Below are 25,359 nucleotides of genomic sequence, written 5' to 3'. Positions count from 1 at the left end.
CAGTTGTTAGTTGCGCGAGCGCACCCCCGTCGCTCGATTGACCCGTTGCAGATGCTTACCCCCCCAACTGCAGATCGTCTCCAGCACCGGCAGTAGCGTAATCCCATACTTCGAGATGGAGTAGCGCACGCACGGGGGCACCGTCGTCTCCTGACGGCGAATCAGGATGCCGTCCTGCACCAGCTCCTGCAAATGTCGGATCAGCATCCGTTCGGTGATCTCCGGGATACTGCGACGCAGCTCGCTGGTGCGCATCGGTCCGTCTGACAATCTCCACAGGATCGTGCCCTTCCAACGCCCGTCGATCACCGAAAGCATCGCGTCAATAGGGCATTGAGACATCTCCTTCTTGGAAACGGCCATTCTTCATCTTCTCCTGCATGCAACAACGGTCATACTGACAAATTTGTCAGTACAAACATATGAGTCAGTATAAAGTCGCGCGCGTCTCACAGTGCAGGAGAAATGGAATGATCTACCTGGATCTTGTGACGACGCTGAGCGTCGGTCTTCTTATCGGAGCCGAGTTCACGGTTTCCGCATTCATAAATCCGATCCTTGAAAGACTTGATAGCGGTCTCAGGATGAAGACCATCAGCCTCTTTGCGAAAAGGCTCGGTGCTGCAATGCCGTTCTGGTATGCGCTTAGCTTCGTGCTGCTCCTCGCGGAAGCGGTACTTCGCCGCCATAGCGTCGGCGAACATCTGTTGATCGCAGCCAGCACACTTTGGCTTGCAGTAATCGTCCTGACACTCATGTTTCTTGTGCCGATCAATAACCGGATGATGCGGCTGCACGGCAGTTGCTCCGCCGAAGCCTCACTGCGCGAGCACAACACTTGGGATACGCTTCACCGCGGACGCGTCGTCGTTCTTGCCGCATCGATGGTCTGCTTCCTGCTCGCAGTTCTTCGCTGAGGGCGTACGCTTCAGTTGCCTGCAAGCTCCCGTGCGCGTTCCGTGGCTCGCTTTACAGCCTTGATCAGCGTCACGCGCAGCCCACCCTCCTCCAACTCCAGAATGCCATCGACCGTGCAACCGGCGGGCGTCGTGACTTCGTCCTTCAGCAGCGCGGGATGCGATCCCGTCTCGAGCACCATCTTCGCCGCGCCATAAGCCGTCTGCGCCGCAAGCTGCGTTGCAATCTCACGCGGCAGGCCGACATTCACGCCAGCCTCAGCCAGCGATTCCAGGATGATGTAAAGAAACGCTGGCCCGGAGCCTGACAACCCAGTCACGGCGTCCATGTGCCGCTCATCAACAATTACCGTCCGGCCCACCGTCGAAAAGATTCGCTGTGCAAGATCAAGCTGCTCGTCCGTAACAAAACGGCCGCGGCACAACGCGGTAATTCCCGCGCCCAGCATTGCAGGCGTATTGGGCATCGCGCGAATCACCGCCGGCGATCCTCCTAACGCATCTTCGATCGCGCCGGTCTTTACTGACGCCGCAATGGAGATGATCAACGCGCCGGACTTGAGCGAACCGCTCACCTCGCGCACAAGCTGAACCACCTGCGTCGGCTTCACTGCGAGCAGGACAATGTCTGCGCCTTCAACCGCTCGACGGTTATCTGTCGTCACTGCCAGGCCAAACTGCTTCGTAAGCGCCTCGGCACGCAGCTCGTGCGCCACCGTAGCCGCAATCTGCTGTGCAGGGAACAGGCCCGTGCGGACGAACGCCTGCAACAGAATGCCGCCCATCTTGCCCGCGCCGAGCACCGCAATCCGTAGCCCGGCGGCCATATTCTGCTCCGAATCTTTCGAGCTCATGCTCGAAGGCTATCAGAGGCCTTCGTGCATCACGCCATTAGCTCGCCAGCAGCGCCAGGGAATTCGACGCGCCGGAGATAGAGGTAGCTTCGAGCATTCGGTATAGAGTCGAGCGGCTGATCCCGAGCACCTCCGCCGCCCGCAACTTGTTGCCATTGCATCCGATCAGAACAGCGCGAACGTGCTCGTGGACGATCTCATCCAGTGGCACCATGCGGACCGGAGCCTCCGGCACGGGTTCGGTACGCACTTCCGCGATCGCAGCAGCCAGGTCCGCAGGACCGATTGATCCCTCGCTATGCTCAACCATCCATGCCATAGCCGGTCGCAGCTGCTGGAAGTTGCCCGGCCATCCGTACTCCGTGACCGCTGCGAGAAAGCCCGGCTCAAAGGAGGGAGTGCGCCGTCCCTGGCGCGTGGCCTCCGCCTGACAGAGCTGATGCGTAAGCAGCGGAATGTCCTCCACGCGCTCGCGCACCGAGGGAATCTGCAGACGAAGCGCACTCAGGTGGCTGAACAGCTCGGCATCAAATGTGCCTGCGCTCATCAAGGAACGAAGATCCGCACTCGTCGAGGCGATGATCGCAATCCTGCGATGCCTTCGCAATCTCAACAACCGCAACAGCATCTGCTGTCCCGCCGCCGAGAGGCGATCGATATCGGGAAGAAAAAGGGCGCCTCGGTTTGCGCTGCCGAGGAGCGCAGTGGGGCGGCGGAGTTGGCGTTCGGCTTCGGCAGTACGGAGAGGGATGAGGGGCGTGCCGGCAAAGGACGATAGGTCGTGCAGGGCCTGTGCGACCGCATCCGCGCCGCAGCCTGCCTCACCGGTCAGCAGCGCGACGCGGAAGTGGGGAGCGAGGATGCGGAGTTGAGCCCACAGTCGAGCCATCGCTGGGCTCGGGCCGACAAGCAATTGAGCGTCAGGCCTGGTTTCAGGAGACTTGGGCTGAGGAGCGACATTGCCGGGCCGGAATGACGTTACGGGCATCACCTGAATCAATGGAGTCATACATCTGCTCCATCGGCGGACACGGGCGAGAGCTTGAGTAACGCTTGTGGAAAAAGTCAGGGGATGGACTAGCGTCCACCCCCTGGCTGGGTTGTTCCGTGAGCTTAGACAGCTGACTTAGCGCAGTACGCGTCGAAGGCGCGGGTGAGCTCCTGCGCGATGGCAGGGGCGGTGGAGGTCTCGATGGCGGAGCGCTGCATCAGGTAGACGAGTTGGCCGTCGCGGAGGATGGCAATGGCGGGGGAGGTGGGCGGCTGGCCCTGGAAGTAGCTGCGGGCGCGCTCCGTGGCGTCACGGTCTTGGCCGGCGAAGACGGTAATCGCGTGGTCGGGCTTGGTGGCGTGCTGGAGCGCCAGGCGGACGCCGGGACGCATCTTGCCGGCGGCGCAGCCGCAGATGGAGTTGACCACGAGCAGGGTGGTTCCGGGCTGCTTGAGGGCGTTGTCGACGTCTTCGGCGGTGCGGGCCTCTTCGATACCGGCGCGGGTGAGTTCCTCGCGCATGGGGATGACCATCAGCTCTGGGTACATTTGTCGGTGACTCCTTCGGAAATTCTGGTTGCGGGAGAGGGGGTCCCCCCCGTACTTTTTGCGCAAAGTCTTCAGAACACGTGAGTTGGGTCTGGACTTCTGTTGCGCGATGCCATGCGCGGTTGCCGGTCAGCCCGACCGCTTGTTCTCTATTTCTATTCTACCGGTTGCGTCAAGGGATTGGGCGCGAGCAGACGGAATTGGAGGTTTAGCTTTGAGTTTCTGGAGGTGAGTTGCGGGGTGAGAGTGACAGCCTGTCATTTAGTCTCGAACCGTGAAGATTCAGGAGAATGTGGCGCTGGGTCCGTTGACGACGCTGGGAGTGGGTGGGCCGGCGAGGTTCTTTGCGGTGGCGGAGACTGAAGCGGATGTGGCGGAGGCCGTCCGGCGGGCTGAGGAGCGGAGGCTGCCGCTTTTCGTGTTGGGCGGCGGAAGCAATTTGCTTGTGAGCGACGCGGGGTTTCCGGGGCTGGTGGTGCAGATCGGCATCCGGGGCATCCGGGATTGCGGCGAGGGGCTGTTCCAAGTGGGGGCCGGTGAGGTCTGGGATGAGTTCGTCGACGGCATGGTGAAGGCCGGGATGCAGGGGGTGGAGTGCCTAGCGGGGATTCCGGGAAGCGTGGGCGGGACGCCGGTGCAGAACGTCGGGGCGTATGGGCAGGAGGTCGCGGAGACCATCGTTCTGGTGCGGGCTTTTGACCGGAAGACTGGCGAGTTTGTGGAGCTGGACCGGGAGGCCTGCAAGTTCCGCTATCGCAAGAGCTTATTCAATAAGGACGAGCCGGAACGGTATGTAGTGACCCGGGTGGACTTTCGGTTACATCCTTCGGGTACGCCTCAAGTTACTTACGGGGACGTCAAGCGATACTTTGCTCAATCGACACAAACTATTGATTTAGAAGCTGTTTTATCCGCTGTGCGGCAGATTCGTAAAAGCAAGGGAATGTTGCTTGTGGAAAAGGATCCGGACTGCAGGAGTGCGGGATCGTTCTTCAAGAACCCGGTGGTCGAGGCCGGGCGGTTGAGTCAGGTGGCGGTGGCGGCGGGGGTTGGAACCGAGGCGGTCCCGCACTGGCCGGCTGGGGATGGGGTGGTGAAGCTGTCGGCGGCGTGGCTGATCGAGCGGGCTGGTTTTGAGAAAGGGTTTGCGGATGGAGCGGCCGGGATCTCGTCGCGGCACACGCTGGCGCTGATCAACCGGGGCGGGGCGACGGCGGCGGATATTGAGCGGCTGCAGGACAGGATTCGGCGGGGGGTGGAGGAGAGGTTTGGTGTGGGGCTGGAGCGGGAGCCAGTGAAGCTGGGGTGATTTGCGGGCCCACTCATGCGCTCTGTCACCCCAGCGAGCAAACTCGCCGGCGACCCCGACGCCGCGCATGAATGGGGCACCCGGGTATGTTGTGATCCGGGCGAGAAACAAGTTCCTTGCCTAGCCACCCCAACGAGGAAAGAACGCTCGTCGGGAACCTGGGCCACCCGGGTTTGTGGATTTCGTGGTTGAAAGGGTTGGCTGTATCGGTAGCGCTGACGGTGTCGGGGTCCTTCGACTTCGCCATTCCCGCGAGCGTGAATGGCTGCGCTCAGGATGACGCTTCTTAGGGCGTTCGCGAAAGGTTAGAGGGCGGGAGTGGGTTCTTCGAGAGGTGGCATGGGTTTTTCGAGGGATGGAGGGGTTGCAACCTGATTGCGTCGCCAGTAGGCGTAGAAGGGGATTCCGGCGAGGATGAGGAGGAGGCCAAGGGAAGAGCGGATGGGGTGGGCGATCCAGAGGCTGACGGTGACGGCGAGATCGGCCACGGCGAAGATGATGGGCGTTAGCGGATAGGCCCAGGCGCGGTAGGGGCGCGGGAGGTCGGGTTCGGTGGCGCGGAGGCGGATGACGGCGAGGCCGCCGAGCGCGAAGAAGATCCACATGACGAAGATGTAGAGCGAGAACAGCTCCTCGAAGGTGCCGGTGAGAGCCATGAGCATGCCCAGTGTGCCGATGAGGAGCAGAGCACCGGAGGGGCTGCGGAAGCGCGGCTGGAGCCGTCCAGCGAGCTTGAAGAACAAGCCTCGGTGCGCCATGGCGTAGGGGATGCGTGCCTCCGTCATGATGACGGCATGCAGCGTGGCGAGCACTGAAATTGCGATCGCAACGGTCAGCCAGATCGCGCTGCCCGAACCGATGACAAGCTGCATGACGTCCGATGCGACGTGCTGCGAGGAGGCGACCTGGCTGACGGAGAGTACGCGGAAGTACGTGAAATTCGCTAGAAAATACAGGATGCTTACGATCAAAATTCCGCAGAGCAGAGCGCGGGGAATATTTTTGGCGGGGTTGCGTATCTCGGCTCCCATGTAGCCGAGGTTTTGAATGCCGTTAAAGGCCCACATGACAGGCACGAGCGCTAAGACCAGGGTTGTGAGAGTGCCCCCTATGCCGAGTGCAGCTGGATGGCTTACGAGATAGGCGGCCGGTTTGGCGAAAAATATCCCTGCGATGACGATGGCGACGACGGACCCGACCTTAATGACGCTGCATATCAGTTGAACGGCACCGCCGACACGAACGCTGAGGTAGTTGAGCGCGGTGAGAAGCAGGACAACCGCGGCTGCCGAAGGCTCCGCTTTGGAGAGTGTGAATACATGGCTGGCGAAATGGAAGGTGAGCCAGGGGGCGATCATGGCGGGGAAGATGAAGCCTGCGAAGCGCACGAAGGCTGCGGCGAGCGCGGCGACCGCGACCGGAAGTGCAACTATCGAGTTCATCCAGCCAAAGAGGAATCCCCAGAGGGGCCCGAGGGCGCGGGTGAGGTAAATGTAGAGACCGCCGGCCTCAGGCAGCGCAGCGCCAAGCTCGGCGAAACAGAATGCTCCGCACAGCGCAATGACGGCGCCGAGAGCCCACGCGGCAAGGATGATACGGAGCGAGCCAGTAGCCTGCGCCATGGCGCTGGCGACGAGGAAGACACCGCTGCCAACGATTGTGCTGACGACGATGGCCGTTGCCGGGATGAAGCCGAGACCCTGGACGAGGCCGGATGATTCGGCGGACGATGACCGCAATGCGGTGGTGGGCATGAGACCTCTGCGTGCGTGGTCTGGAGATGGATGGGAAATCGATGAAAGCGAAGGTACAGATGAAATGGGGACGGTGCAAGATAGAAATGCATGCGGCGGGAGTTGATGAAGGTGGGGTGAAACTTCGACCCCACTCATGCGCGAAAAGACCGCGCATGAATGGGGCACCCGGTTTTGTGGTGATCCGGGCAAGAAGCAAAAGCAGAGGCAAGAGCCTAGACGAGCACAGGGCGCAGTGCCCGGGACAACCGCATCGCCTCGAACACCGGGATGGTCGACGGATCCGATGACAGGTGGCGGGGGTAGCCGACGCAGAGATCGCCTGTAACCACGACGGTCGAGTCGGTGGTGTTGGATATGGACCAGGTGTGCTGCGTGGGAAACGTGATGTCCATGAAGGTCACGGACACGTCGGAGTTGAAGAACGTTTTGACGATGGAGGGGATGGAGCCGCCGGTACCGAGGGGGATGCCTTCTTCAGCGGCGAAGAACTTCTCCATGTCGGTGAGCACGGCTGAATTCATTGAGGTCGCGGCTCCCTGCAGACCGTTCACGATTTCAACGAGAATGTCGTCGGCGTTGGTGCACCAGTCGGCCGGCCAGCCGACATGGATATTCCACGAACTCAGCGCAAGGTCAAGAAACGTGCTGAGGTTGAACGACCTGTCGGGGACGATGGAGATGCCAAACTTTACGTCCGCGCCGGATTGCGATCCCGAGAAGGAGAGTCCGCTCGGATTGGCCGTGATCTGAGTGTTGCCCGGTAGCGCTGAGCCCTTCAGCACAGTGCTGACGTTGCCGGCGGTGATGCCGTTCTTCACGTCGATTGTTTCAGGCAGGAGGTACATGTTGAGCTCGGTGGTCTCGGCAGTCCCGACGCTCAGGCTGAGGTCCGAACGGTACAGCGGGCGGAAGGGGAACGAACCTTCTGTGACGACGAGCATGAACCGGACGTCCGAGGGTGTGCCGCCGGGCACGGTGGCGTTTGGCGGGGGCTGGGTGATGCCAAAGCTGCCGTCGGCCTGGGTCAGGGCTGAGCCACCGGGCAAGGGGATCGGAATCAGGTCGTTGACCGACCACGTCCTGACTTCCAAGCCGGACCAGGGCTGGAAGCCCTGCTGGGGCGGGCCTTGTTGCCCACCGAGAATGGGCAGGAAGAAGCTCGTGGGATCAGTGATCTTGTAAACGTGACCGGAGAAGATTGGGCCCGGAAATCCCGGTCTGCTGAAGCGGGTGGTAGCGCTCATGATGCAGCTCCTCCTATGGATGGGTTGGGAAATGAGTGGCACTGTAGGCCCGTGGATAGAAATAAGTCAACGAATCGCAGCGTTGAAATTTCCCGGTACCCTAGGACACCAGGCGGTACGGTAAGCGAGATTGCTGATAGGAAGGGGAGAGATGGCGAAGGCGGATGATTCCGAGTTGCTGGAGGTTGCGGGGCATACGGTGCGGATCAGCAGCCCGTCGAAGCCTTACTTCAGCAAGGGCGTGAAGCTGACGAAGCTGGACATCGTGCGCTACTTCCTGGCAGTGGCTCCGGGTGCGCTGCGTGGCATTGTGGATCGGCCGATTGTCCTGAAGCGGTTTGTGAATGGCGCGGAGGCGGAGCCGTTTTATCAGAAGCGTGCGCCGAGCGATTTGCCGGAGTGGATGCGGACGGTGACGCTGTCGTTTCCGTCAGGACGGACGGCGGACGAGGTGGTGGTGGATGATGCCGCGGGGCTGGCGTGGATTGTGAACCTGGGCTGCATGGAGCTGCATCCGCACCCGGTGCGCACGGCGGATCTGGATCATCCGGATGAGTTGCGCGTGGATCTTGATCCGCAGCCTGGGGTGGAGTGGGCGGATGTGCGCACGGTGGCGATGGAGGTGAAGGCGCTACTGGATGAGCTGAGCCTGGTGGCGTGGCCGAAGACGAGCGGATCGCGTGGAATGCACATCAACATACGGATTGAGCCGAGTTGGAGCTTTACGGAGGTGCGGCGGGCTGCGCTGGCGCTGGCTCGGGCGGTGGAGAAACGGTGTTCGCTGGCGAGCAGCAAGTGGTGGAAGGAAGAGCGGCACGGTGTGTTTCTGGATTACAACCAGAATGCGAAGGACAGGACGACGTGCTCTGCGTTTTCAGTGCGCCCGCTGCCGGATGCGCGGGTGAGTACGCCGCTGCGCTGGGATGAGGTGATGGTGTGCGATCCGGCGGAGTTTACGGTGCTGACGGTGCCGGAGCGGTTTGCGAAGGTGGGTGATCCGCACGCGGCGATGGATGAGCATGCGGGTGTGCTGGATGCGCTGCTGGAGATGGCTGCGCGCGATGAGGCGGAGGGGATTGGCGATGCGCCGTGGCCGCCGCACTTTGTGAAGCAGGAAGGCGAAGGCAGGCGTGTGGCTCCGTCGAAGGCAAAGAAGTTTTCGGATCAGATGGAGGAGGGCTTTGGAGCGCATCGGTTTCGCGGGCAGTCGAAGCGGAAGAAAGCTGCGGCGGGTGCGGCCGAGGGTGTGACCGGCGATCCCGCGGCGGCTCAGGAGGGGACTGAGAGTAAGCCGAAGGCGAAGCGGGCGGGGCGGGTGCCGAAGATGCCGCTGATCGTGGTGGCGCAGAGTCCGGACAAAGCTGCGGCGGAGGCGGGACTGGAGCGTTGGAAACAACAGCACGCCGAGGCTGCGGCGTTGCTGGCGGTGGATGATGTGCTGGTGGACCGTATGCGCGGGGCTTCGTATGTGTGGTATCGGATTCGCGTGAACCTGCGGCATGTGCCGGAGGCGTTGCGGCCGACGCAGGGTGTGCCTGATCCGGATGATGATCCGACGCGGGAGTGGCGCAAAGAGAGTTAGGAGTTAGGGGTGAGGAGTTAGGAAGAGCGGGTTAGGAGCGCTCGGGGAAGATGGTCATGAGTTCGAGGGGTGGGACGACTTCGAGCTGCTCGTAGGTGCAGGTGGCGGTGGGCTTGTCGGGGCGCCAGCGGCGGAAGTGGGCGAGGTGACGGAAGCGAGTGCCCTGCATGTGCTCGTAGGCGACCTCGACAACGAGCTCGATGCGGAGCGGCTCCCAGCTGAGGTCTTTGCCTGCGCTCCAGCGCGATTGGCCGCCGGGCATGCGGCCGCTGGCCTGTGCGACTCCGCTTTGCCAGTCTGCCCATGGGTGGTTGCGCAAGGCGTCTTTGCGATAGGGCTCGAGGAACTTGACGAGCTCTTTGCGTTTGGCGGCGGTGAAGCTGGCGCAGACGCCGACATGCTGGAGCTTGCCGGCGGCGTCATAGAGGCCGAGCAGAAGTGAGCCGACGGCGGTGCCCTGGCCGTCCTTGTGCCAGCGGAAGCCGGCGACGACGCAATCGCAGTCGCGCTCGTGCTTGATCTTGAGCATGGTGCGCTTGTCGGGCGTGTAAGGGCCGGCGATGGGCTTGGCGATTACGCCGTCGAGACCGGCGCCTTCGAAGCGCGTGAACCAGTCCTGCGCGGTGTCGCGGTCGCGGGTTGCGGGTGTGAGGTGCAGGGGAGCGCGGAGGTTTTTGAGGATGCGTTCGAGCTCGGCGCGGCGTGTAGTGAAGGGCTCGTTGCGGAGGTCGCGGTCGTCGAGCTGCAACAGGTCGAAGAAGACGACGGAGGCGGGAAGCTGCGCGGCGAGTGTCTTTACGCGCGAGGCGGCCGGGTGAATGCGGAGCGTGAGGGCATCGAAGTCGAGACCGCCGTCGCTGGCGATGACGATTTCGCCGTCGAGGACGCATTGCTGCGGGAGTTGCTTGAGGAGGGGATCGCGGAGCTCGGGGAAGTAGCGATCGAGGGGCTTGCCGTCGCGGCTTTGGATGAGCAGCTCGTCGCCGCTGCGAAAGATGACGGTGCGGAAGCCGTCCCACTTGGGTTCGAAGACCCAGGCGTCGGCGTTGGAGGGGATTTCGTCCACGCGCTTGGCGAGCATGGGCAGGATGGGTGATGGAAGTGGGAGCGGCACTGTGTGTTGGATGCGGACGGGATTGAGTTAGTGAACGGATGCGTCGAAGACACCGGTCTCGACGGTGTTTCCGTGCTTCATCTGGATGAAAATGCGATAAGGGCCGGCGGAGGGGAAGCCGTAGGGGAAGGCGACGGTGGAGGAGATTGCCTCGGCGGCCATGTTCATCGTGTCGGGCATGCCGGCCATCGAGTCGGACTCATTGGCGAGCATGACGGCCGGCATCGCGGCGGAGCCTTCTGGATGGGTGTGGGCGAAGGCGGTGCCGTCGGTCTTGACGAAGGCAGCGTGTCCAGCCATGCCGAGATATGGCTGCATGTCGGTTGCCGGGCGGCCCTGCGGGTCGAGCAGGTGGAAGACGAGATCGTAGGGAGTGTTTGCGGACAGGGTTGCGGGTTTGTCCCAGGCCATCGTGTAGCCGTCGGGGAGTTTGCAGGCGGGTCCGAGTTCACCAGAGGAGAGTGGCGGCGGCGTGGCGCTTGCATCCTCGCTGCCGAGTGGCGATGCGGGCATGCCGGCTGGGACGGTGAGGTTTGCGGTTTCCGTTTCGGGGAAGCCGTTGGGGAAGACGACGTCTGCATAGAGGTGATAGGTGCCTGGCGGCATCGCAGGGAGAGGGTCCGTGAAGCCGCTCTTGCCGGTGGGTACGGGATGGAGGTGGAAGACTGCGTCCATCTGCGGCCAGCGGATTGCGTAGAGGTGCATGAGGTGCCCGTGATCGGTGAGGAGATTGGAGTTCTTGACGGGCTTCCATGGGCCGTCAGGTTGGGGGTCGGGATCTCCAATCAGGAGGGCGAGTTGATTGCCGGTCAGCGTGGCGCGCAGCTCGGAGTTGTGATGTATGTCCGCGGCGTAATCTGCAGCTTCGACGTTCCACCACTTGCCGCCAAGGTAGATAATCGCGACGCAGATGATGAAGGCGGCTGCACCGGCGATGAGAGCGAGGCGGCGTCGCGCGGAATTCGGAGTGGCACCGGGAACTAGGCGTGCTTCGCGCGCGGCTGCCATGACGATCCCGACGATTCCGAGTACGAGAATGCAGCCGAGCAGGCCGAGCATGAGGCCGAGCGGGCGCTGCATGCGGAGCACACCCCGGGCAACGGCCGGGACGGGCACGCTGGCGGTTGCGTTTCCGGCGGCGCCATCGATACCGAAGCGGATCTGCCACGAGCCGGACTCCATGATCCAAAGCGAACCGGTGAAGAACTGGCGATCGCTGGACGAAACTTTCATTGCGTCCGGAGTGGGTGGGTGCTTCGATGCTTCACCGGTGAGCGGGAGTGGGGTGATGGTCAGGGTGCTAACCGGAGCTCCGCTGGAGCGGACTTCGATGATGGCTACGCCGGGGATGACGAGCGGTGTGCGGATGGTGATGAAGAGGTTGTAAGGGCCAACGGTGACGGTCTGGTAGATGTCTTTGTTGCCGACGTGCGCGTAGGCGCTGCTGGCGAAGAGCAGCGCGGCGATGAATGCAAAGAGCAGTCGCTTGTAGTTGGCGAGGATCATCGCTGCACTCCACGCATCCAGCGGCCGAAGAGGAGGCCGAGCCAGGTGGAGATGGCGGCGAAGAGGGAAGCGCGCAGCAGGCCGAGATAAAGCGTCATGCCGGAATCCGGATGGAAGAAGCGGCGCAGGCGCTCGTAGCTGTTGGGAGGCGTGCCGTAGTCGAAGTACATGGTGCCGAAGAATCGGTTCTGGCTGGCGTGGGACATGAGGAATTTTGCGAAGGGCCATTCGACTGCGACGAGCACCGCAACGAAGATGACACCGGAGAGCAGCGCAATCTGCCAGAGCTTCCAATTCCTTGTGCGCTGCCAGAAGAGATCGAGCGCGAGCGCCGGTGCGATGAGCAGGATGGGGAACTTGGGCGGAACGAGGTGCGTGACGGGGAAGTAGACCGGGCCGAGCTTCGGCTGCGCGGGGAAGAGCGGAAAGATGAGGATGAACGCGATGATGGATGCGGCGTAGATGGCTGCGATGGTTGTTGCGGCCCAGCGGAATCGCGAGGCCTGGGAGATCATCGCGAGCACGAACGGCACGGCGACAGCAAGACAGAGGTACGCGAGGACGCGATGCAGCATGAAGTCCAGCGTGTACTCGGTGATGAAGAACATCTGTCCGCCGAGCAGCAAGCCGCCAAGATAAAGAAAGAGCGCACGCAGCGTTTTGAAGTTCGCGTCGCCGGCATCGGAGGCGCGATTCATGGCCGCGAGCATGAGGAACATCATGCCGACGTCGATGGCGCGGATGCCGAGAATCAAGAGCGTGTGCGGCGGAGAGACGATCTTGACGTCGAGGCCGTAGGCGTTGTGCCACCAGTTGTCGAACGGCGCGGAGGTAAGCATGGCCACGCCGCCCCAGCCGGCGAGGAAGACACCGAGCGGAGCGCGCAGACCGAAGACGTTCACGGAGAACTCGCGCAGGCGCGCCGCATAGGCGGACCTGCCGAAGGTTGCGGTGAGCACGAGGTAGAGGCCGACGATTCCTGCGATGACGCCGCAGGCGTAGATGGCCATGTGCGCGGGTGTCCAGAAGCTGTCGCGACCAATGGAGCGATGCCAGGCGACGTCCCACTGGCCGCCGATGGAGGCTGAGGTAACGGCAAGCGCTCCGGCCCAGATGTACCAAGGCACAGAGGACGTGCGCGCGACTTCGCGGGTGTCTGGGGTGGCGGCGGCGGCGACAAACGCAGGCGGGTGAGCCAAATCGGCGGACATCAAGGATCCTCCGGGAGCTTGCCCTCATGATACGAGGCGATGCGGCGGTTTGCCGTTCTATGCGCCCCTCTATTTTTTCTAAGGCGATTCGGCGGGTTTAGGTGTAAAGTCGCTGCGTTCGATGGGCCCTCCTGAGTCTTGGCGCGAGCGAATACGCTGCGTTCTGCTGACGAAGAACTAGAGGAGGCAACATGAGAAAACTGTCCTCAGCATTGGTGAGGTCATTGTTTTGCGCGCTCCTGACTCCCACACTCATCAGTACAGCGGGCTTCGCGCAGACCGCGTGCAGCAACATGAACCGCGGGCCGGGGGAAGGCAAGTTTACTGGGCAGATATCGAGTGTGCCGGACGGCAGCACGCTGCAGATCAGCTACGGGACGCAGACCGTCACGGTGCGGTACAGCAACTCTGTGACTGTGTGCCAGGGAGGACAGCCTGCGTCAGTGAGTGCTCTGGTACGGGGCGCCAGCGCGACGGTTTACGGCGCGCTGCATGGGATGGAGATTGACGCGGCGAGGATTTTTGTTGCGGGACCGCCGCGAGGGCCGGGCATGAACCGAGAGCCGGCAGCGAATGCAACGGAACCTGCGCCGGGGAATGTGAGTCCCGCGCCACAGGCGAGGACGCCGAATCCGGCGCCGATCGTGCGGCCGAACCCAGGAACGCCGCCAGAGGCAGGCGCGACGCCGCAGCCGAATGTGCGGCAAGCGCCGGCGCGCGCGATGAATGTGGGGAGGGTTCCGAACTCTGTCGTTCTCACCGGCGGCACTCATGCGCAGACGATGCAGCGTTTGCACGTGGTACGGACGTATGCGCTGGAGAGTCTGCGCTCGAACTCACAGGTGACGTTGGGTGAAGCAAAGGTCGACTTCCAACCGATGTTGAGTAATCCGCAGGCGCTGTTCAATGTGGCGGACCGTTTGCGTGCGATGCCCCAGCACGTGGAGGTGCGCGAGAACACGTCGGAGATCAGCGAGGTCGACCAGGGATTGGTGATTCATCATGTGCTGACGTATCGGATTCTTCCGGGCAAATGCGCGGACGCGAGCGCGAAGGCGCAGCTGGCGCGCGCGGGTGTGGCGTGTTTCACGCGGAGCACGACGAACGAGCGACTGACGGAGTTCGGCACGCGGGGAAGTCCGCGTTATGTGGCTGATCCGGGAAAGCGGCAGGCGGCGGCGGCGGCCTATCAGCGCAACATTGCGTTGGAACAGGCGGATGCGAATAAAGGGATTGCGCAACTAAAGAGTGCCCTGGCAAACCCGACGCAGCGTGCGGCGATTGTGGCGCAGGTTGGAGAGGCTGAGGCGGCGCGGATGGCGACGCTGACCGATGACGACCTGAAGGGGGAGCTGATCAACTCGGGGGTGCAGCAGTTTGAAGAGGTGATGTTTGTGCCGAACGCTGCGTCGTCGAAGTATGCGCATCCGAAGGAGACGGTGCTGGCGACGGGGACTGCCGGGGAGATGAACGCGACGCAGCAATTATTGCGTAACGGCGTGCCGGCGAATGGCAGTGTGCCGAATTTTCCGAAGCTGCTGAGGGTGGTTCCGGCGCACTCGGTGAGTGCCGGCGCGGGTGCGGATAAGGCGGGCGATGCCGATCTGGGGACGGATTACTTTCTTACCGGATTCACGATAGGCAATGACTATGAGTGGAGCTGGGGCGAACAGGTGACGATCAACTGGTGCATTGTCGGGTGCTCGTCGACGTACGGACTAGAGCTTCATGCGGGATTCAATTATGGGTTCGGGTTGCGCTTCCCGATCCAAATGGATCTGAAATACCACGGCGCGGTGAATGCGCAGAATTCCGCGACGGGCACGGTGACGGCAAATTTCGTGCCGATCGAAGGCAATGTCAACGATTTTGCGGCGACGGGACTTTCGCAGGGCCAGATGTTCGATGCGAAGGAGATCGTGGCGCAGATTGGGTTCGACGCGGGTTTTGACTTGAACCTGCCGGGCTTGAGCGTCGACCCCGGATTCAGTCTAGGTGTGGACTTCACGGATTATCTGCCTGCGCCTTTCACAGGAGGCAAGTTTCAGCCGCCGGCTCCGGGAAGTGGCGGAATCAACTCGGTGCTCATACTGAATGGGTTAGATCTGCTGGGCGGACTACTGAATTATGGCGTAGCTGGCGGCCAGCTGCTGCCGGCGGCAAAGCTGAATCTGCACTCTGACAAGCTGCAGTTTACGTTTCATGATGAGACGCAAAACCGGCAGACGGTGCTAACACACAGCCCGCAGACAATATCGGTGGGAGTGAGCGCGGCAGGGGGAACGGATAACAGCCATTTCAGTGTGGGGAATCCTGTCTACAACCTCGGGTTTACAGTGACACCGGGAATCAATCCGCAGGTGTTCGTGGACATTGATGTCTGGTCGGACCAGTGGAATTGGCAGATATGGTTTCCTCAACTCTCACTCAGTCTTCCGCCTAACGGCATTGATTTCGGCTGCCATGATGGGACGACGTGCGTGCTGGATTTCCAGACAACGTATAACCCAGGAACCGGCCAGGTGAGCGGGCAGGGACAGAATGTGACCAGGGAGAGGCAGGTGGCCTACAACACCTTGACCCAAGGCGGGTGTACGGCCGACAGCGAGCAGCAAAGCGATTTTCTGTGTCCACTGAACGGGATGTACGGGTTGTGCGAGACGATGCTCAAGAATGGGGCGGTGGCAAGCTGCGGCGCCTTGGTGCCCGCGGTCGTCGACCACATTTTAAGGAATGGGCATTGCACAGGCAGTGGAGGGAACTACAGTTGCCCGAATAAGGGAATGGTGGGGCTTTGCGAGACGTATGTGAAGAACAAGGAAGTGCTCTCGTGCAAGCAAAGCCCGTAAGTCGGGTTGCGTAAGCGTTACAGGTTCAGTATCTCCATGCCTTTGTCGATGGTGCTGACTAAACCGGGATCTTCAACGCTGTAGGCATCGTGCCAGCGCCACCACTTGTAGCGTTCGGTCTTCGGATAGCCTTCGGGGGAATCCTCCCAGTCCTCCTGGCGTCCTAATGGCGCGCGATTCAAGGAGAAGATGCGTGAGGGCAAATTCTCTTGTTTCAGGGGGTCAGCGGTTTGGGCCGTTGTAGATAGCGCCGCTGGTGCAGGTTTCCCGGACGACGATGCGGCTGAGGTTGGGGAGGGTGGGTTCGAGGCGCTGCCAGATCCAGCGTGCGAGGACTTCGCTGGTGGGATTTTCGAGGCCGGGGATGTCGTTGAGATAGTTGTGATCGAGCTGGTCGTAGAGAGGACGAAAGGCGCTGTTAAGGTCGGCGAAGTCGCAAATCCAGCCGAGGGTTTCGTCGAGGTCGCCGCGGACGTGGATCTCGACGTGAAAGGAATGGCCGTGCAGGCGCGCGCATTTGTGGCCGGCGGGGACGTTCGGCAGGCGGTGCGCGGCTTCGAAGCGAAATTCTTTGAAAATTTCCATCTTGTATCAGGAGCCACTTCGGCTCGTCTTCTTATAAGTTTAGGCGCTCGTGTTGAGGACGGTAAACTGATTGGATGGGCAGAAGCGGCCAACAGAAAGCAGTTGTGTTGTTGAGCGGAGGACTGGACTCGACGACGGTTGTGGCGATTGCGAAGGCGGAGGGGTTCAGTGTTTATGCGCTGAGCTTTGATTACGGACAGACGCATAAGGCGGAGCTGCGGGCGGCGGCGCGGGTGGCCGCGGCGGCCGGGGTGGCGCGGCACATTGTGCTGAAGGTGGATCTGAGTGCGTTTGACGGGTCGGCGCTGACGGGCGATGCGGAGATTCCGAAGCATCGGTCGGTGGAGGAGATGGGCCAGGGGATTCCGGTGACGTATGTGCCGGCGAGGAACACGGTGTTTCTTTCGCTGGCGCTGGCGTGGGCGGAGAGCCTGGCGGCGACGGATATTTTTATCGGCGTGAATGCGCTGGATTACAGCGGGTATCCGGACTGCCGGCCGGAGTTTATTCGGGCGTTTGAGGCGATGGCGAACCTGGGGACGAAGATTGGCAGCGAGGGGAAGCGGGTTGAGATTCATACGCCGCTGATTGCGATGACGAAGGCGGAGATTGTGCACAAGGGGTTGGAGCTCGGCGTGGACTATGCGATGACGGTGACGTGCTATGACGCGTCAGATGAAGGGGAAGCGTGCGGCGCGTGCGATGCATGTCTGCTGCGGCTGAAGGGGTTTGCGGAGAATGCCGCGAGTGACCCGGTTAGGTATCGGAAGAGCTGATGGCATACGCGGTGAAAGAGATTTTTTACACGTTGCAGGGCGAGGGCATGAATGCCGGGCGCGCAGCGGTTTTTTGCCGATTCAGCGGATGCAATTTATGGAGCGGACGCGAGCAGGATCGTGAGCAGGCAGTGTGTCAGTTTTGCGATACGGATTTTTTCGGCACGGATGGCGATGGCGGAGGGAAGTTCGCGTCAGCGGAAGAGCTGGCGAATGCAGTTGCGGAGAAGTGGCCGAAGAATGCCGGTGGGCAGAGATTCGTAGTGTGCACCGGCGGCGAGCCGCTGCTGCAGCTGGATGCGGCGCTGATTGCGGCGCTGCATGAGCGCGGGTTCTGGATTGCGGTAGAGACGAATGGGACGATTGCTGTGCCGGAGGGTGTGGACTGGGTGTGTGTGAGTCCGAAGGCAAATGCAAGGCTGGTGGTGACGCGTGGGGATGAGCTGAAGGTCGTGTATCCGCAGGAGACGGATCCGAATGAGTATTTGAAGCTCGGGTTCAAGCACTTCTTTATTCAGCCGATGGATGGGCCGGACAGCAAGGCATCGCTCGCGGCGGCGATTGATTTCTGCCAGCAGAATCCAGTCTGGCGGCTGAGTCTGCAGACGCACAAGATGATCGGAATTCGGTAGCTATTTGGGAGCCGTTAACGTCGCGGCGCTTCGCAGGTTTGCATCGCGGCGCGATGAGGTGGATCGAGGTTGGTGATGGTGTCGCGGCTCAGTGCGAAGTTGGCTCTTGAGCTTCGCGGAGTTTTTCGAGGCTGCGTTGGCCGTTCAGGTACGCCAGCGTGCCGCGGTGCATCAGCTCGAGGTAAGTGATCGTCTCAGTGCGCCGGACACGTTCGTCGAGCAGGAGGCCGAGATATTCGTCGAGCTGTGACGGCGTAATGTGCGAGAAATCGGACGGACCGGAGGGAAAGTTGGACTGGAAGCGCTGCTCGAAGGCTATGCGCCTTGTGGCAGCTTCCAAGGCACGCTCCTTGAGTGCTTCGGCCTTGACCACACCGACTTCGGCGTCTCCAGCACTGTTGATCTCATCCTGCGAGAGCAGATGGAAGAGACCGCTTGCTTTGGCAGCCGCGAGATTGCCGAGCCGAATGGTGCTGATGGTGAGCGCCGGACGATAGGCGGGTGGCGGCAACGGCTGATGCTCGTCGAGTGCGGACCGAACCTCCTGGATCCGTCGGGTGAGATCTTCGACCTGCCGAGTGTCGGCAGCAAGATTCTGGTCCACGTCGTGGAGGTAGATGCGGGCGTCGGCGATGGCTCCCTCGCGCAGCTCGTGAACCTGATGGCGCTCGTGGATGAGTTCAACGGCCTGCTCCAGCCCGATTGCGAGGAGAATGCCCACAGCGATGGTGCCGATGTGGATGAAGAAGTCGGTCCAGGTGTGTTCGGATTTGTGCGGGACGTGGACGTCGATCATGGTTGGGCGCTCTCTGTAGTTGGCGGGATGTCGAGGGACGGCGGCTTGCCGTCGGGGAAGGCGCGGCGAGTCAGGTCGTCGCGGTCAGTGGCACCGTCCAAGACGGCGCGGATAACGCTATCGAAGAAGTGCACGCGCACGTTGATGCGGTCTACGGCCTTGATGTAGGCGGCGAGGAGGGTCTCGTACTGCGTGAGGTCGGCGGGAGACATGGCGTCAAGGTTGGGCGGAGGTGCGGGGTAGCCCATGTCGAAGGCGCCGGGAGCGTCGATGAAGCGCTCTTCGAAGCTTTCGAGCGCGAAGGCAGCGTGCTGGAAGTCGTCGAGCGCCGCGAAGGTGAGGTCGTGCTGGAGAACGACGCCGTTGAAGATGTTGATGTCCCGTGAGGGAAGGAGGGTGATGGTGGCGTCGAGCTTAGCGGCATCCCAGATGGCAATGGAGGGAGCGAGTGGAATCCGGTGGCGGCGGGGATCATTTGCTGCGGGCGGCTGGGGTGAAGATTTGCCAGTGCGCCGAGCGGTAACGGCGGACTTCAGCTCGACGGTATAGGCGCGAATGTCGGCGAGAATCCGGAAGTCATTGGCGTCGTGACGGAGGTCGACGCGGAGCTCGTCGCGCAAATTGTCCTCGAGCTGGTGGCGCTGGTGGAGGTGGTGGAAGTATTCGACGGTTTGCTCGAGGCCGATAGCGACGAAGATGCCGACGATGACGATTGCGAGGTGGATGAGGATGTCGCGCCAGGTGTGGACGGATTCGTGCGGGGCATGGATGTCGATCATGCAGCTCTCCGAATGACTGGAACGTTACTGTTGACGGGAAGCGATGTTGGCGCGCTTGATGTCTTCTGCCATGTCAGCGCGGGACTGGACGCCGCGAAGGACACTAATGGAAGCGCCCTTCCACCAGGCGATCCAGATCCTCTCCTGTTCGAACTGCACGAGGTGATCGTCGAAGATGGATTCGGCGTCGTCTCGCTGGGCGAGGGTGAGGTGAATGGTCGCTCCGGTGTTGAGGGGGGAACCGGTGCGATCGCCGAAGCTCTTCAAGCGCTGGAAAGCGGTGGTGGCGGGCTGGACCACATCGTTCCAATGCGCGCCCTCGGTATCGACGCGATCGAAGATTTCGGCGAGGTTTTCCGGCAGGAGGTCGACCTTGCCGCTGGTCTTTGCGACGGACCAGACGGAGCGGGATGGCGACTGGAGATTGTTCTGCGCAGGTGGTTGAGGCATGGTGACGGTGACGTATCCGCCGTGCGGCTGGGCATTGCGCAGCGCTGCGAGCGAGGCGTGCTCCCAGGCAAACTCGTGGTGAATGACGTCGAGATCGAAATCGAAGACTTTGAGGTTGTCGGCACACTCGCGATGGAAGTCATCGATCAGGGCCTGGCGCTCTTGATGGTGATGGAAGACCTCGACGGCCTGCTCCAGGCCGATGGCGATGAGGATGCCGAGGATGACGATGAAGAGGTGAATGAAGAACTCGCGTCTTGTGATGGCGGCGTGATGCGGTGGGTGGATGTCGATCATTGCTGGAGAACTCCAAGGCGGCGTGTGGGAGCTGATGAGACGGGGACGGGCGGATGATGAGCGGTCATTTTGGTTGGCTGGCCTGGGCCCGCGCGATGTAGGGGTAAAAACCATCGATAGAGTTGACGCCGTGAAGGACTGCCTCGGAACAGCCTTGCCACGTGGCATCTGCGACGGCTAGCTCGCGATAGCCTTCAAGGTGAGTTGCGACGGCGCGCATCAGTTCATCCCGGTCCTGCGCGGTCATTCGCAAGGTTGTACCTGGAGCGAGGCTGAGACCAAGACGGCTGAGGACTGCGTTCTCGGTGAGGAGTGCTGCCTGACGAGCTCCCGCGATTTGATCGGCAAATTCGGCATAGGTGTTGATTCTTCCGAAGGTCTCGACTTCCTCACGGGGCAGCACAGCCACGGCGCCTGAAGCCGTTGCGGCAGGCCAAACGTTGTCCATCGGTCGCTGGGCGACCCTGGGGTCGACTCTAGGCGGAATGACAAAGCTAACGAATTCACCCATAGGTTTCGCCTCTCTCCCGGCCTTCAGAACGTCGCGATACCAGGCCATGTAGACTGCAAAGTTTTTCTCGTTAGCGTCGATTGTGCCGACGTTGCGCTGCGCCTCCGTGCGGAGGTCCTCTTCCAATTGCCGACGCTGGTGGTGATGGTGGATGACTTCGGCGGCCTGCTCGAGACCGATGGCGATGAGGATGCCGAGGACGACGATGAGGAGATGGACGAAGAAGTCGCGGCGTGTCATGGGCGCGTGTTGGGGCGGATGGATGTCGATCATCGGTCCTCGTTGCGTGTGGCTGTGAGCGGCTACTGGATGGCGTCCTGATTATCCTCGAAGCGTTCCTGGTTCATGGACATCATTCGCTGGTCGGCGCGGGTTTCGCCGGAGAGGATGCCTTGCTCGTAAACATCGGACCAGCGAAGCCGGAAGCAGAGACCCTTGATGGCAGTGCGAGCATCGGAGGCGACCTGTGCCAGACGCTCGGCCTGGTCGGGCGAGAGCGTCCAGACGGCGGTGGCTGGGGGAGCTGGGGAGAGCCGAGCGAAGCGGTGCTGCATGGCGCCGATAGTGCTGCAGTGGTGATAGAACTCGTTGCGGCTGTCGCCGAGGAGATCGTAATTGTGCGAAAGTCGGGTGAACATGCGGGCCTGCTCGACGGGAAGGAGATCAACGAGACTGCTCTCCTTGGCGGTTGTCCAGACGGCTTCCGACGGAGCGAAATAGCGCTCGGTGGATGTACCGACGGAGCCGGGGATGCAGGGTGCGAGGGGAAGAGTGATGTGAATTTTTCCCTGCTGCGGCATCGCGGAGTCGACTGCGTTGATGACCTGCTCGAACCAGGGCTCGAGATCCTGCAGGCGGAGATCGCGCGCGATGATAGCGCGGTTATTCTCGGCTTCCGTGTGAAGGTCGGCTTCGAGTTGGTGGCGCTGGTGGCTGCGGTGAATGAATTCGATCGTCTGCTCAAGACCGATGGCGATGAGGATGCCAACGATGACGATGGCGAGATGGACGAAGATGTCGCGCCAGGTGTTAGTGCGTTCGTGTGGGGCGTGGACGTCGATCATGCGGGTGTGACTCCGTGAGTGGCTGGAGGTCTTTACTTTGAGCCGGAGGCGGACTGAGGAATGGGAATGCGATTGTCTGCCGGCAGACGGCTGTTCGTGCGGGCGATGGCGGCGGCGAAACGTGGATCCTGTTCGATCTCGGTTACGCGCATATCGGAGTTGAGCTCTTCCTTCGTGAGGCCCGGCCCGAAGTCGTTCTCGGCGGTGACGAGCTGCACGAGGGCGGCGGCCTGGGTGTAGAGCTGAACGAGCGCAGCCCGTGTGTCGTCGAGCTCCTGGGCGATTTGAGCCGGGCTGAGATGGGACGGATCGGGGTCCTCCAGGCCGTAAAGCCGGGCCCTGATGATGGCCGGCCATACAGCATCGAAGTTCCGGTTCGCGTTCTCGATTCGCTCGTAGAGTAAGGCGTAGCGGCGAACCTCGTCCTGCGGCATGAGCGCGGTGACGCTGCTCTGCTCGGCGGTCTTCCATGCGGATTCTGCGAAGGTAACCCTGATCGCGTGCCAGACGAGGATTCCGGGAAGCTGCTCCGCCGGGGCTCCAGGATGCTGCTGGAGAAGGTGCAGGACAAGAAGGTTGTTGAGCAGAGCCGCGTTCTGACGACGGAATTCCTTGACGACCTGCGCATAGGCCTGGCGATTGGTCTCGCGCTCGATGCGGAGAGCTTGGCGGGTTTCGGAGACCTGGCGGCGGTGATGGATGTACTCGACGCCTTGTTCGAGACCGATGGCGAGAAGAAGACCAACGGCGATGGTGGCGATGTGGATGAAGAAGTCGGTCCAGGTGTGGGTGCGTTGGTCGGGCGTGTGGATATCAATCATGGGTGTTCCTGACGGATTACTGCTGCGGCAGTTGCCGGAAGATGGGGGCTTCAGATGCGGGCGAAATTTCAGCTCCGGCGAGAGCCAGCTCATTGCCTCCGCTGAATATCAGGAGGGCATTGCGCATCTCCACCATTGCCTGGTCGAGTTTGCTGAAGGCGATGAGGAGTTGCTCGCGCTCTTCAGAGGTGAGCTGTGCGGGGCTGTTGTGGAGATGGAGAATAGCCTGGACATCCTGTCTCCGCGTGATGATGAGCTCATTGGAGGATGCCGCGATGGAGCGCATGTAATCGACCTTGCCGTAAGCTTGGGCGAGCTTCGGCGGTAGCAACTCCAGTCCGCCCGTGTCGCGTAGAGCAAGCCACGCGTTATTTTCGGGCGACGGTGTGTAAGTTGAGGCGAGGAACGGTGTAAAGGATGCGACTGAGAGGGTCGATTGGCCTCGAGCGGTGTCGAGAGCGTCCATGTTCTTGCGAATAAGGCTTCGGCATTCCGCAATGACGTTCAGGTCATGCTGCGTCAGCGCGCGATTTGCGATGCTCTGATCGTGGAGGGACTGCTGAGCTGCAACGCTCTTACGATGACGGTGGATCATCTCGACTGTCTGCTCGAGACCGATGGCGATGATCAGGCCGACCACGATGGTGGCTATGTGGATGAAGAAGTCAGTCCAGGTGTGGGCGGAGTCGTGGGGCGCGTGAACATCGAGCATGGGTGGGCCTGTGGCTGAATTTTGAGTGAACAACAGGGCCCGATTGGAGATTGAGGACAAGATACACGGTCGCTGGGGGAAATCCAGCGGAGCGAACGTGGTTTGGTGCCGGGGAGAGAGGAGCTAGCGAAGGGCGTTGAGCAGGCGGGCGCGCTCGTCGGCGAGGATTATGCGGGCCGGCCCGAAGGCAAGGATGCGGCCGGCGTCGATGCGGAAGACCTCGGCGTCGAGCAGCAGGGCTTCGTCCACATCGTGTGTGACGGAGATGCAGGGGATCGAACGTGCGGCGAGGAACTGCTTCATGCGCGGGATGAGCTGGTCGCGCAGCTTGATGTCGAGGCCGGTGAAGGGTTCGTCGAGCAGCATGAGGCGGGTGTTGGGGCGGGCGAAGGCGCGGGCCAGATTGACGCGCTGGCGCTCGCCGCCGGAGAGACGCGCGGGGGTGCGGTGGGCGATGGGGTGGAGCTCGAACAGCGCGAGTGCGTCTTCGGCGAGTTGCGGATTTGCGGGTGGATGGAGCGAGGAGCTGAAGGCGATGTTGTCGCGCACGGTGAGGTGCGGAAAGAGCGCGGGTTGTTGCGGGGCGTAGGCGATGGAGCGACCGTGCGGCGGGAGGTGAGTGAGGTTGTTTTCGTGGTCTTCGCTGGAACGGAGAAGGGTCGGATGCGCGTGCGGAAGCAGACCGCAGATCGCTCGGAGAACGGAGCTCTTGCCGCTGCCGGAAGGGCCGAAGAGGATGCTCCACGGAGCCGCGAATTCGAGCGGCGCGAGGTCGAGGTGCAAGCTGCCCAGCGTGCAATCGAGGTCGAGCCTGTGGTGCCACGCGCGTGGTGGAGCGATGCTCATGCAGCTGCGAGTGGTCATGCTTCGATGGCCTGCGGGTTGGAGCTGCGCACGTAGACGAGCAGGAGGGCGAGGAATGAGATTGCGACGAGCGCTAGAGCGGTGCGATCGGCGGCGGCGTAGTTGAGCTCCTGGACCTGGTCGAAGATGGAGATGGAGAGCGTGCGGGTGAGGCCGGGGATGTCGCCGCCGAGCATGAGGACGACGCCGAACTCGCCGACGGTGTGGGCGAAGGTGAGGACGGCGGCGGTGAGGAAGCCGGTGCGCGAAAGAGGGAGGATCACGCGGCGAAAGACGGTGAGGGGCGAGGCGCCAAGCGTGGAGGCGACGTCGGTGAGGTTGCGGTCGACGTGCGAGAAGGCGAGGACGAGCGGCTGTACGGCGAAAGGAAGGCTATAGAGGACGGAGCCGACGACGAGTCCGCTGAAGGTGAAGGCGAGCGGGTGGCCGAGCAGGTGAATGAGTGCTCGGCCGGGGGCTCTGGCGGGGCCAAGCCAGACGAGAAGATAGAAGCCAAGGACAGTGGGCGGGAGGACGAGCGGGAGCGCGACGGCGGCTTGAACGATGCGGCGGGAAATCGTGCGGCATGACGAGATCCAAAGTGCGAGGGGCGTGCCGAGGATCAGGAGACAAAGCGTGGTGACGGTCGCGAGACGGAGGGTGAGGCCGAGCGCGGCGAGGTCCATAAGGGGAAGTGTAGCGGGTCGCGGTTTGGACCCGAACCTTGTATCGAGCTAAGAACACCTTTTGGTGCTGACCCGTTTACTGTTCGTGGTAGCTGTAAACCTTCCACTCGCGGTGTTCTTTCTTAAGGATGAAGGTAAACGGGAGGCGCCCACGAGCGAAGATCATTTGAGCGTCTAAAATCGCGTACCATCCATCCCCTTTATCTTTGACCTCGGACCGGTCGATCGCAATTTCAGTCAGATCTCCTAGCCGTGAGTTCAAGCCATGATGTATCTCCACGAATGATTTGTAGTCTGTGGTGGATCGAAGCTCCGGTGAAGTCAGGGCGTATGCCTCACCATAGTTTTTCGCGATTAGTGCGCCGCTAAAGTTACGAAATGCGCTATTCGCGCTATGGAGCTCGAGAAGGAGTCTGGGCAAGATGACCGCCATCGGAATGGTGGTAACGGCTAGAAATCCAACGATGATTTTCTTGCGCTTCGTCCAGTTACTGATCATTGGTAATGGCTGTGGCCCTTAGGCTG

General features: G+C 61.7%; 27 protein-coding genes. 6 read left to right on the top strand and 21 right to left on the bottom strand.

Features of this window, described 5'->3' with window-relative positions; translation table 11 throughout:
• Positions 1 to 6: 6 nt before the first annotated feature.
• Positions 7 to 363 carry a helix-turn-helix domain-containing protein gene (locus VGU25_06860; GenBank protein ID HEV2576913.1) on the bottom strand — a complete coding sequence of 119 codons (357 nt, stop codon included), beginning with the start codon at positions 361 to 363 and terminating at the stop codon, positions 7 to 9.
• A gap of 107 nt (positions 364 to 470) precedes the next feature.
• On the opposite strand from VGU25_06860, the gene VGU25_06855 reads away from it, so the two are divergent.
• Positions 471 to 917, top strand: coding sequence for a DUF1772 domain-containing protein (locus tag VGU25_06855; GenBank protein HEV2576912.1), 447 nt, complete (start codon positions 471 to 473; stop codon positions 915 to 917).
• 11 nt (positions 918 to 928) lie between these two features.
• Here VGU25_06855 and proC read toward each other — a convergent pair whose 3' ends face one another.
• The 3 genes from proC to VGU25_06840 form a co-directional block, all read right to left on the bottom strand.
• A complete protein-coding gene (gene proC, locus VGU25_06850) occupies positions 929 to 1,771 on the bottom strand; it encodes a pyrroline-5-carboxylate reductase (GenBank protein HEV2576911.1) in 843 nt (280 codons plus the stop codon).
• A gap of 37 nt (positions 1,772 to 1,808) precedes the next feature.
• Complete coding sequence (locus VGU25_06845) at positions 1,809 to 2,780, bottom strand: sigma 54-interacting transcriptional regulator (protein HEV2576910.1); 972 nt, start codon at positions 2,778 to 2,780, stop codon at positions 1,809 to 1,811.
• 104 nt (positions 2,781 to 2,884) lie between these two features.
• On the bottom strand, positions 2,885 to 3,310 hold the full coding sequence (locus VGU25_06840) for a BrxA/BrxB family bacilliredoxin (GenBank protein ID HEV2576909.1): 426 nt from the start codon (positions 3,308 to 3,310) through the stop codon (positions 2,885 to 2,887).
• A gap of 274 nt (positions 3,311 to 3,584) precedes the next feature.
• Here VGU25_06840 and VGU25_06835 point away from each other — a divergent pair, with 274 nt between their 5' ends.
• Positions 3,585 to 4,619: a UDP-N-acetylmuramate dehydrogenase gene (locus tag VGU25_06835; GenBank protein HEV2576908.1), complete on the top strand. Its 1,035-nt coding sequence runs from the start codon at positions 3,585 to 3,587 to the stop codon at positions 4,617 to 4,619.
• A gap of 305 nt (positions 4,620 to 4,924) precedes the next feature.
• Here the strand turns inward: VGU25_06835 and VGU25_06830 are convergent, their stop codons facing one another.
• A complete protein-coding gene (locus tag VGU25_06830; protein ID HEV2576907.1) occupies positions 4,925 to 6,373 on the bottom strand; it encodes an amino acid permease in 1,449 nt (482 codons plus the stop codon).
• A gap of 215 nt (positions 6,374 to 6,588) precedes the next feature.
• Complete coding sequence (locus VGU25_06825; GenBank protein HEV2576906.1) at positions 6,589 to 7,620, bottom strand: hypothetical protein; 1,032 nt, start codon at positions 7,618 to 7,620, stop codon at positions 6,589 to 6,591.
• Positions 7,621 to 7,771: 151 nt separating this feature from the next.
• Between VGU25_06825 and VGU25_06820 the strand changes: the two genes are divergently transcribed.
• Positions 7,772 to 9,202: a DNA primase small subunit domain-containing protein gene (locus VGU25_06820; GenBank protein ID HEV2576905.1), complete on the top strand. Its 1,431-nt coding sequence runs from the start codon at positions 7,772 to 7,774 to the stop codon at positions 9,200 to 9,202.
• A gap of 31 nt (positions 9,203 to 9,233) precedes the next feature.
• Here the strand turns inward: VGU25_06820 and VGU25_06815 are convergent, their stop codons facing one another.
• Genes VGU25_06815 through VGU25_06805 form a run of 3 tightly spaced genes read right to left on the bottom strand, consistent with a single transcriptional unit; the run spans position 9,234 to position 13,033 of the window.
• Positions 9,234 to 10,316 (bottom strand): ATP-dependent DNA ligase, encoded by a 1,083-nt coding sequence (locus tag VGU25_06815; GenBank protein HEV2576904.1) that lies wholly within the window; start codon positions 10,314 to 10,316, stop codon positions 9,234 to 9,236.
• A gap of 27 nt (positions 10,317 to 10,343) precedes the next feature.
• On the bottom strand, positions 10,344 to 11,822 hold the full coding sequence (locus VGU25_06810; GenBank protein HEV2576903.1) for a hypothetical protein: 1,479 nt from the start codon (positions 11,820 to 11,822) through the stop codon (positions 10,344 to 10,346).
• Positions 11,819 to 13,033 (bottom strand): hypothetical protein, encoded by a 1,215-nt coding sequence (locus VGU25_06805; protein HEV2576902.1) that lies wholly within the window; start codon positions 13,031 to 13,033, stop codon positions 11,819 to 11,821. Before VGU25_06805 ends, VGU25_06810 begins: the two co-directional genes overlap by 4 nt.
• A 191-nt stretch (positions 13,034 to 13,224) precedes the next feature.
• On the opposite strand from VGU25_06805, the gene VGU25_06800 reads away from it, so the two are divergent.
• Positions 13,225 to 15,882: a hypothetical protein gene (locus VGU25_06800; GenBank protein ID HEV2576901.1), complete on the top strand. Its 2,658-nt coding sequence runs from the start codon at positions 13,225 to 13,227 to the stop codon at positions 15,880 to 15,882.
• 17 nt (positions 15,883 to 15,899) lie between these two features.
• Here the strand turns inward: VGU25_06800 and VGU25_06795 are convergent, their stop codons facing one another.
• Positions 15,900 to 16,085, bottom strand: a complete 186-nt coding sequence (locus VGU25_06795; protein ID HEV2576900.1) for a hypothetical protein — start codon at positions 16,083 to 16,085, stop codon at positions 15,900 to 15,902.
• A gap of 19 nt (positions 16,086 to 16,104) precedes the next feature.
• The gene (gene queD, locus VGU25_06790) at positions 16,105 to 16,467 is read right to left on the bottom strand and encodes a 6-carboxytetrahydropterin synthase QueD (protein ID HEV2576899.1); all 363 of its coding nucleotides are present in this window, start codon (positions 16,465 to 16,467) and stop codon (positions 16,105 to 16,107) included.
• Positions 16,468 to 16,541: 74 nt separating this feature from the next.
• On the opposite strand from queD, the gene queC reads away from it, so the two are divergent.
• Positions 16,542 to 17,243, top strand: a complete 702-nt coding sequence (gene queC, locus VGU25_06785; GenBank protein HEV2576898.1) for a 7-cyano-7-deazaguanine synthase QueC — start codon at positions 16,542 to 16,544, stop codon at positions 17,241 to 17,243.
• On the top strand, positions 17,243 to 17,875 hold the full coding sequence (queE, locus tag VGU25_06780) for a 7-carboxy-7-deazaguanine synthase (GenBank protein HEV2576897.1): 633 nt from the start codon (positions 17,243 to 17,245) through the stop codon (positions 17,873 to 17,875). Before queC ends, queE begins: the two co-directional genes overlap by 1 nt.
• A gap of 88 nt (positions 17,876 to 17,963) precedes the next feature.
• Here the strand turns inward: queE and VGU25_06775 are convergent, their stop codons facing one another.
• The 10 genes from VGU25_06775 to VGU25_06730 all read right to left on the bottom strand — a co-directional run bounded on the left by VGU25_06775 (position 17,964) and on the right by VGU25_06730 (position 25,333).
• Positions 17,964 to 18,671 (bottom strand): hypothetical protein, encoded by a 708-nt coding sequence (locus tag VGU25_06775; protein ID HEV2576896.1) that lies wholly within the window; start codon positions 18,669 to 18,671, stop codon positions 17,964 to 17,966.
• A complete protein-coding gene (locus tag VGU25_06770; GenBank protein HEV2576895.1) occupies positions 18,668 to 19,450 on the bottom strand; it encodes a hypothetical protein in 783 nt (260 codons plus the stop codon). The genes VGU25_06775 and VGU25_06770 overlap by 4 nt, the downstream gene beginning before the upstream one ends.
• Positions 19,451 to 19,474: 24 nt before the next feature.
• Positions 19,475 to 20,197 carry a hypothetical protein gene (locus VGU25_06765; GenBank protein ID HEV2576894.1) on the bottom strand — a complete coding sequence of 241 codons (723 nt, stop codon included), beginning with the start codon at positions 20,195 to 20,197 and terminating at the stop codon, positions 19,475 to 19,477.
• Between the two features lie 64 nt (positions 20,198 to 20,261).
• The gene (locus tag VGU25_06760) at positions 20,262 to 20,981 is read right to left on the bottom strand and encodes a hypothetical protein (protein ID HEV2576893.1); all 720 of its coding nucleotides are present in this window, start codon (positions 20,979 to 20,981) and stop codon (positions 20,262 to 20,264) included.
• A 29-nt stretch (positions 20,982 to 21,010) separates the two neighbouring features.
• Positions 21,011 to 21,772: a hypothetical protein gene (locus VGU25_06755; GenBank protein ID HEV2576892.1), complete on the bottom strand. Its 762-nt coding sequence runs from the start codon at positions 21,770 to 21,772 to the stop codon at positions 21,011 to 21,013.
• A 32-nt stretch (positions 21,773 to 21,804) separates the two neighbouring features.
• A complete protein-coding gene (locus VGU25_06750; GenBank protein ID HEV2576891.1) occupies positions 21,805 to 22,593 on the bottom strand; it encodes a hypothetical protein in 789 nt (262 codons plus the stop codon).
• Positions 22,594 to 22,609: 16 nt separating this feature from the next.
• On the bottom strand, positions 22,610 to 23,305 hold the full coding sequence (locus VGU25_06745; GenBank protein HEV2576890.1) for a hypothetical protein: 696 nt from the start codon (positions 23,303 to 23,305) through the stop codon (positions 22,610 to 22,612).
• Between the two features lie 123 nt (positions 23,306 to 23,428).
• Entirely contained in the window at positions 23,429 to 24,169 is a 741-nt protein-coding gene (locus VGU25_06740) for an ATP-binding cassette domain-containing protein (protein ID HEV2576889.1), read from the bottom strand.
• The gene (gene modB / locus VGU25_06735; GenBank protein HEV2576888.1) at positions 24,166 to 24,834 is read right to left on the bottom strand and encodes a molybdate ABC transporter permease subunit; all 669 of its coding nucleotides are present in this window, start codon (positions 24,832 to 24,834) and stop codon (positions 24,166 to 24,168) included. The genes VGU25_06740 and modB overlap by 4 nt, the downstream gene beginning before the upstream one ends.
• Positions 24,835 to 24,910: 76 nt before the next feature.
• Entirely contained in the window at positions 24,911 to 25,333 is a 423-nt protein-coding gene (locus tag VGU25_06730; GenBank protein HEV2576887.1) for a hypothetical protein, read from the bottom strand.
• Between the last annotated feature and the right edge of the window lie 26 nt (positions 25,334 to 25,359).

Source organism: Acidobacteriaceae bacterium (assembly GCA_035944135.1).
GTDB lineage: Bacteria > Acidobacteriota > Terriglobia > Terriglobales > Acidobacteriaceae > Granulicella.
The sequence above is the reverse complement of the archived record's forward strand: the minus strand, read 5'-3'. Positions and strand labels throughout refer to the sequence as shown.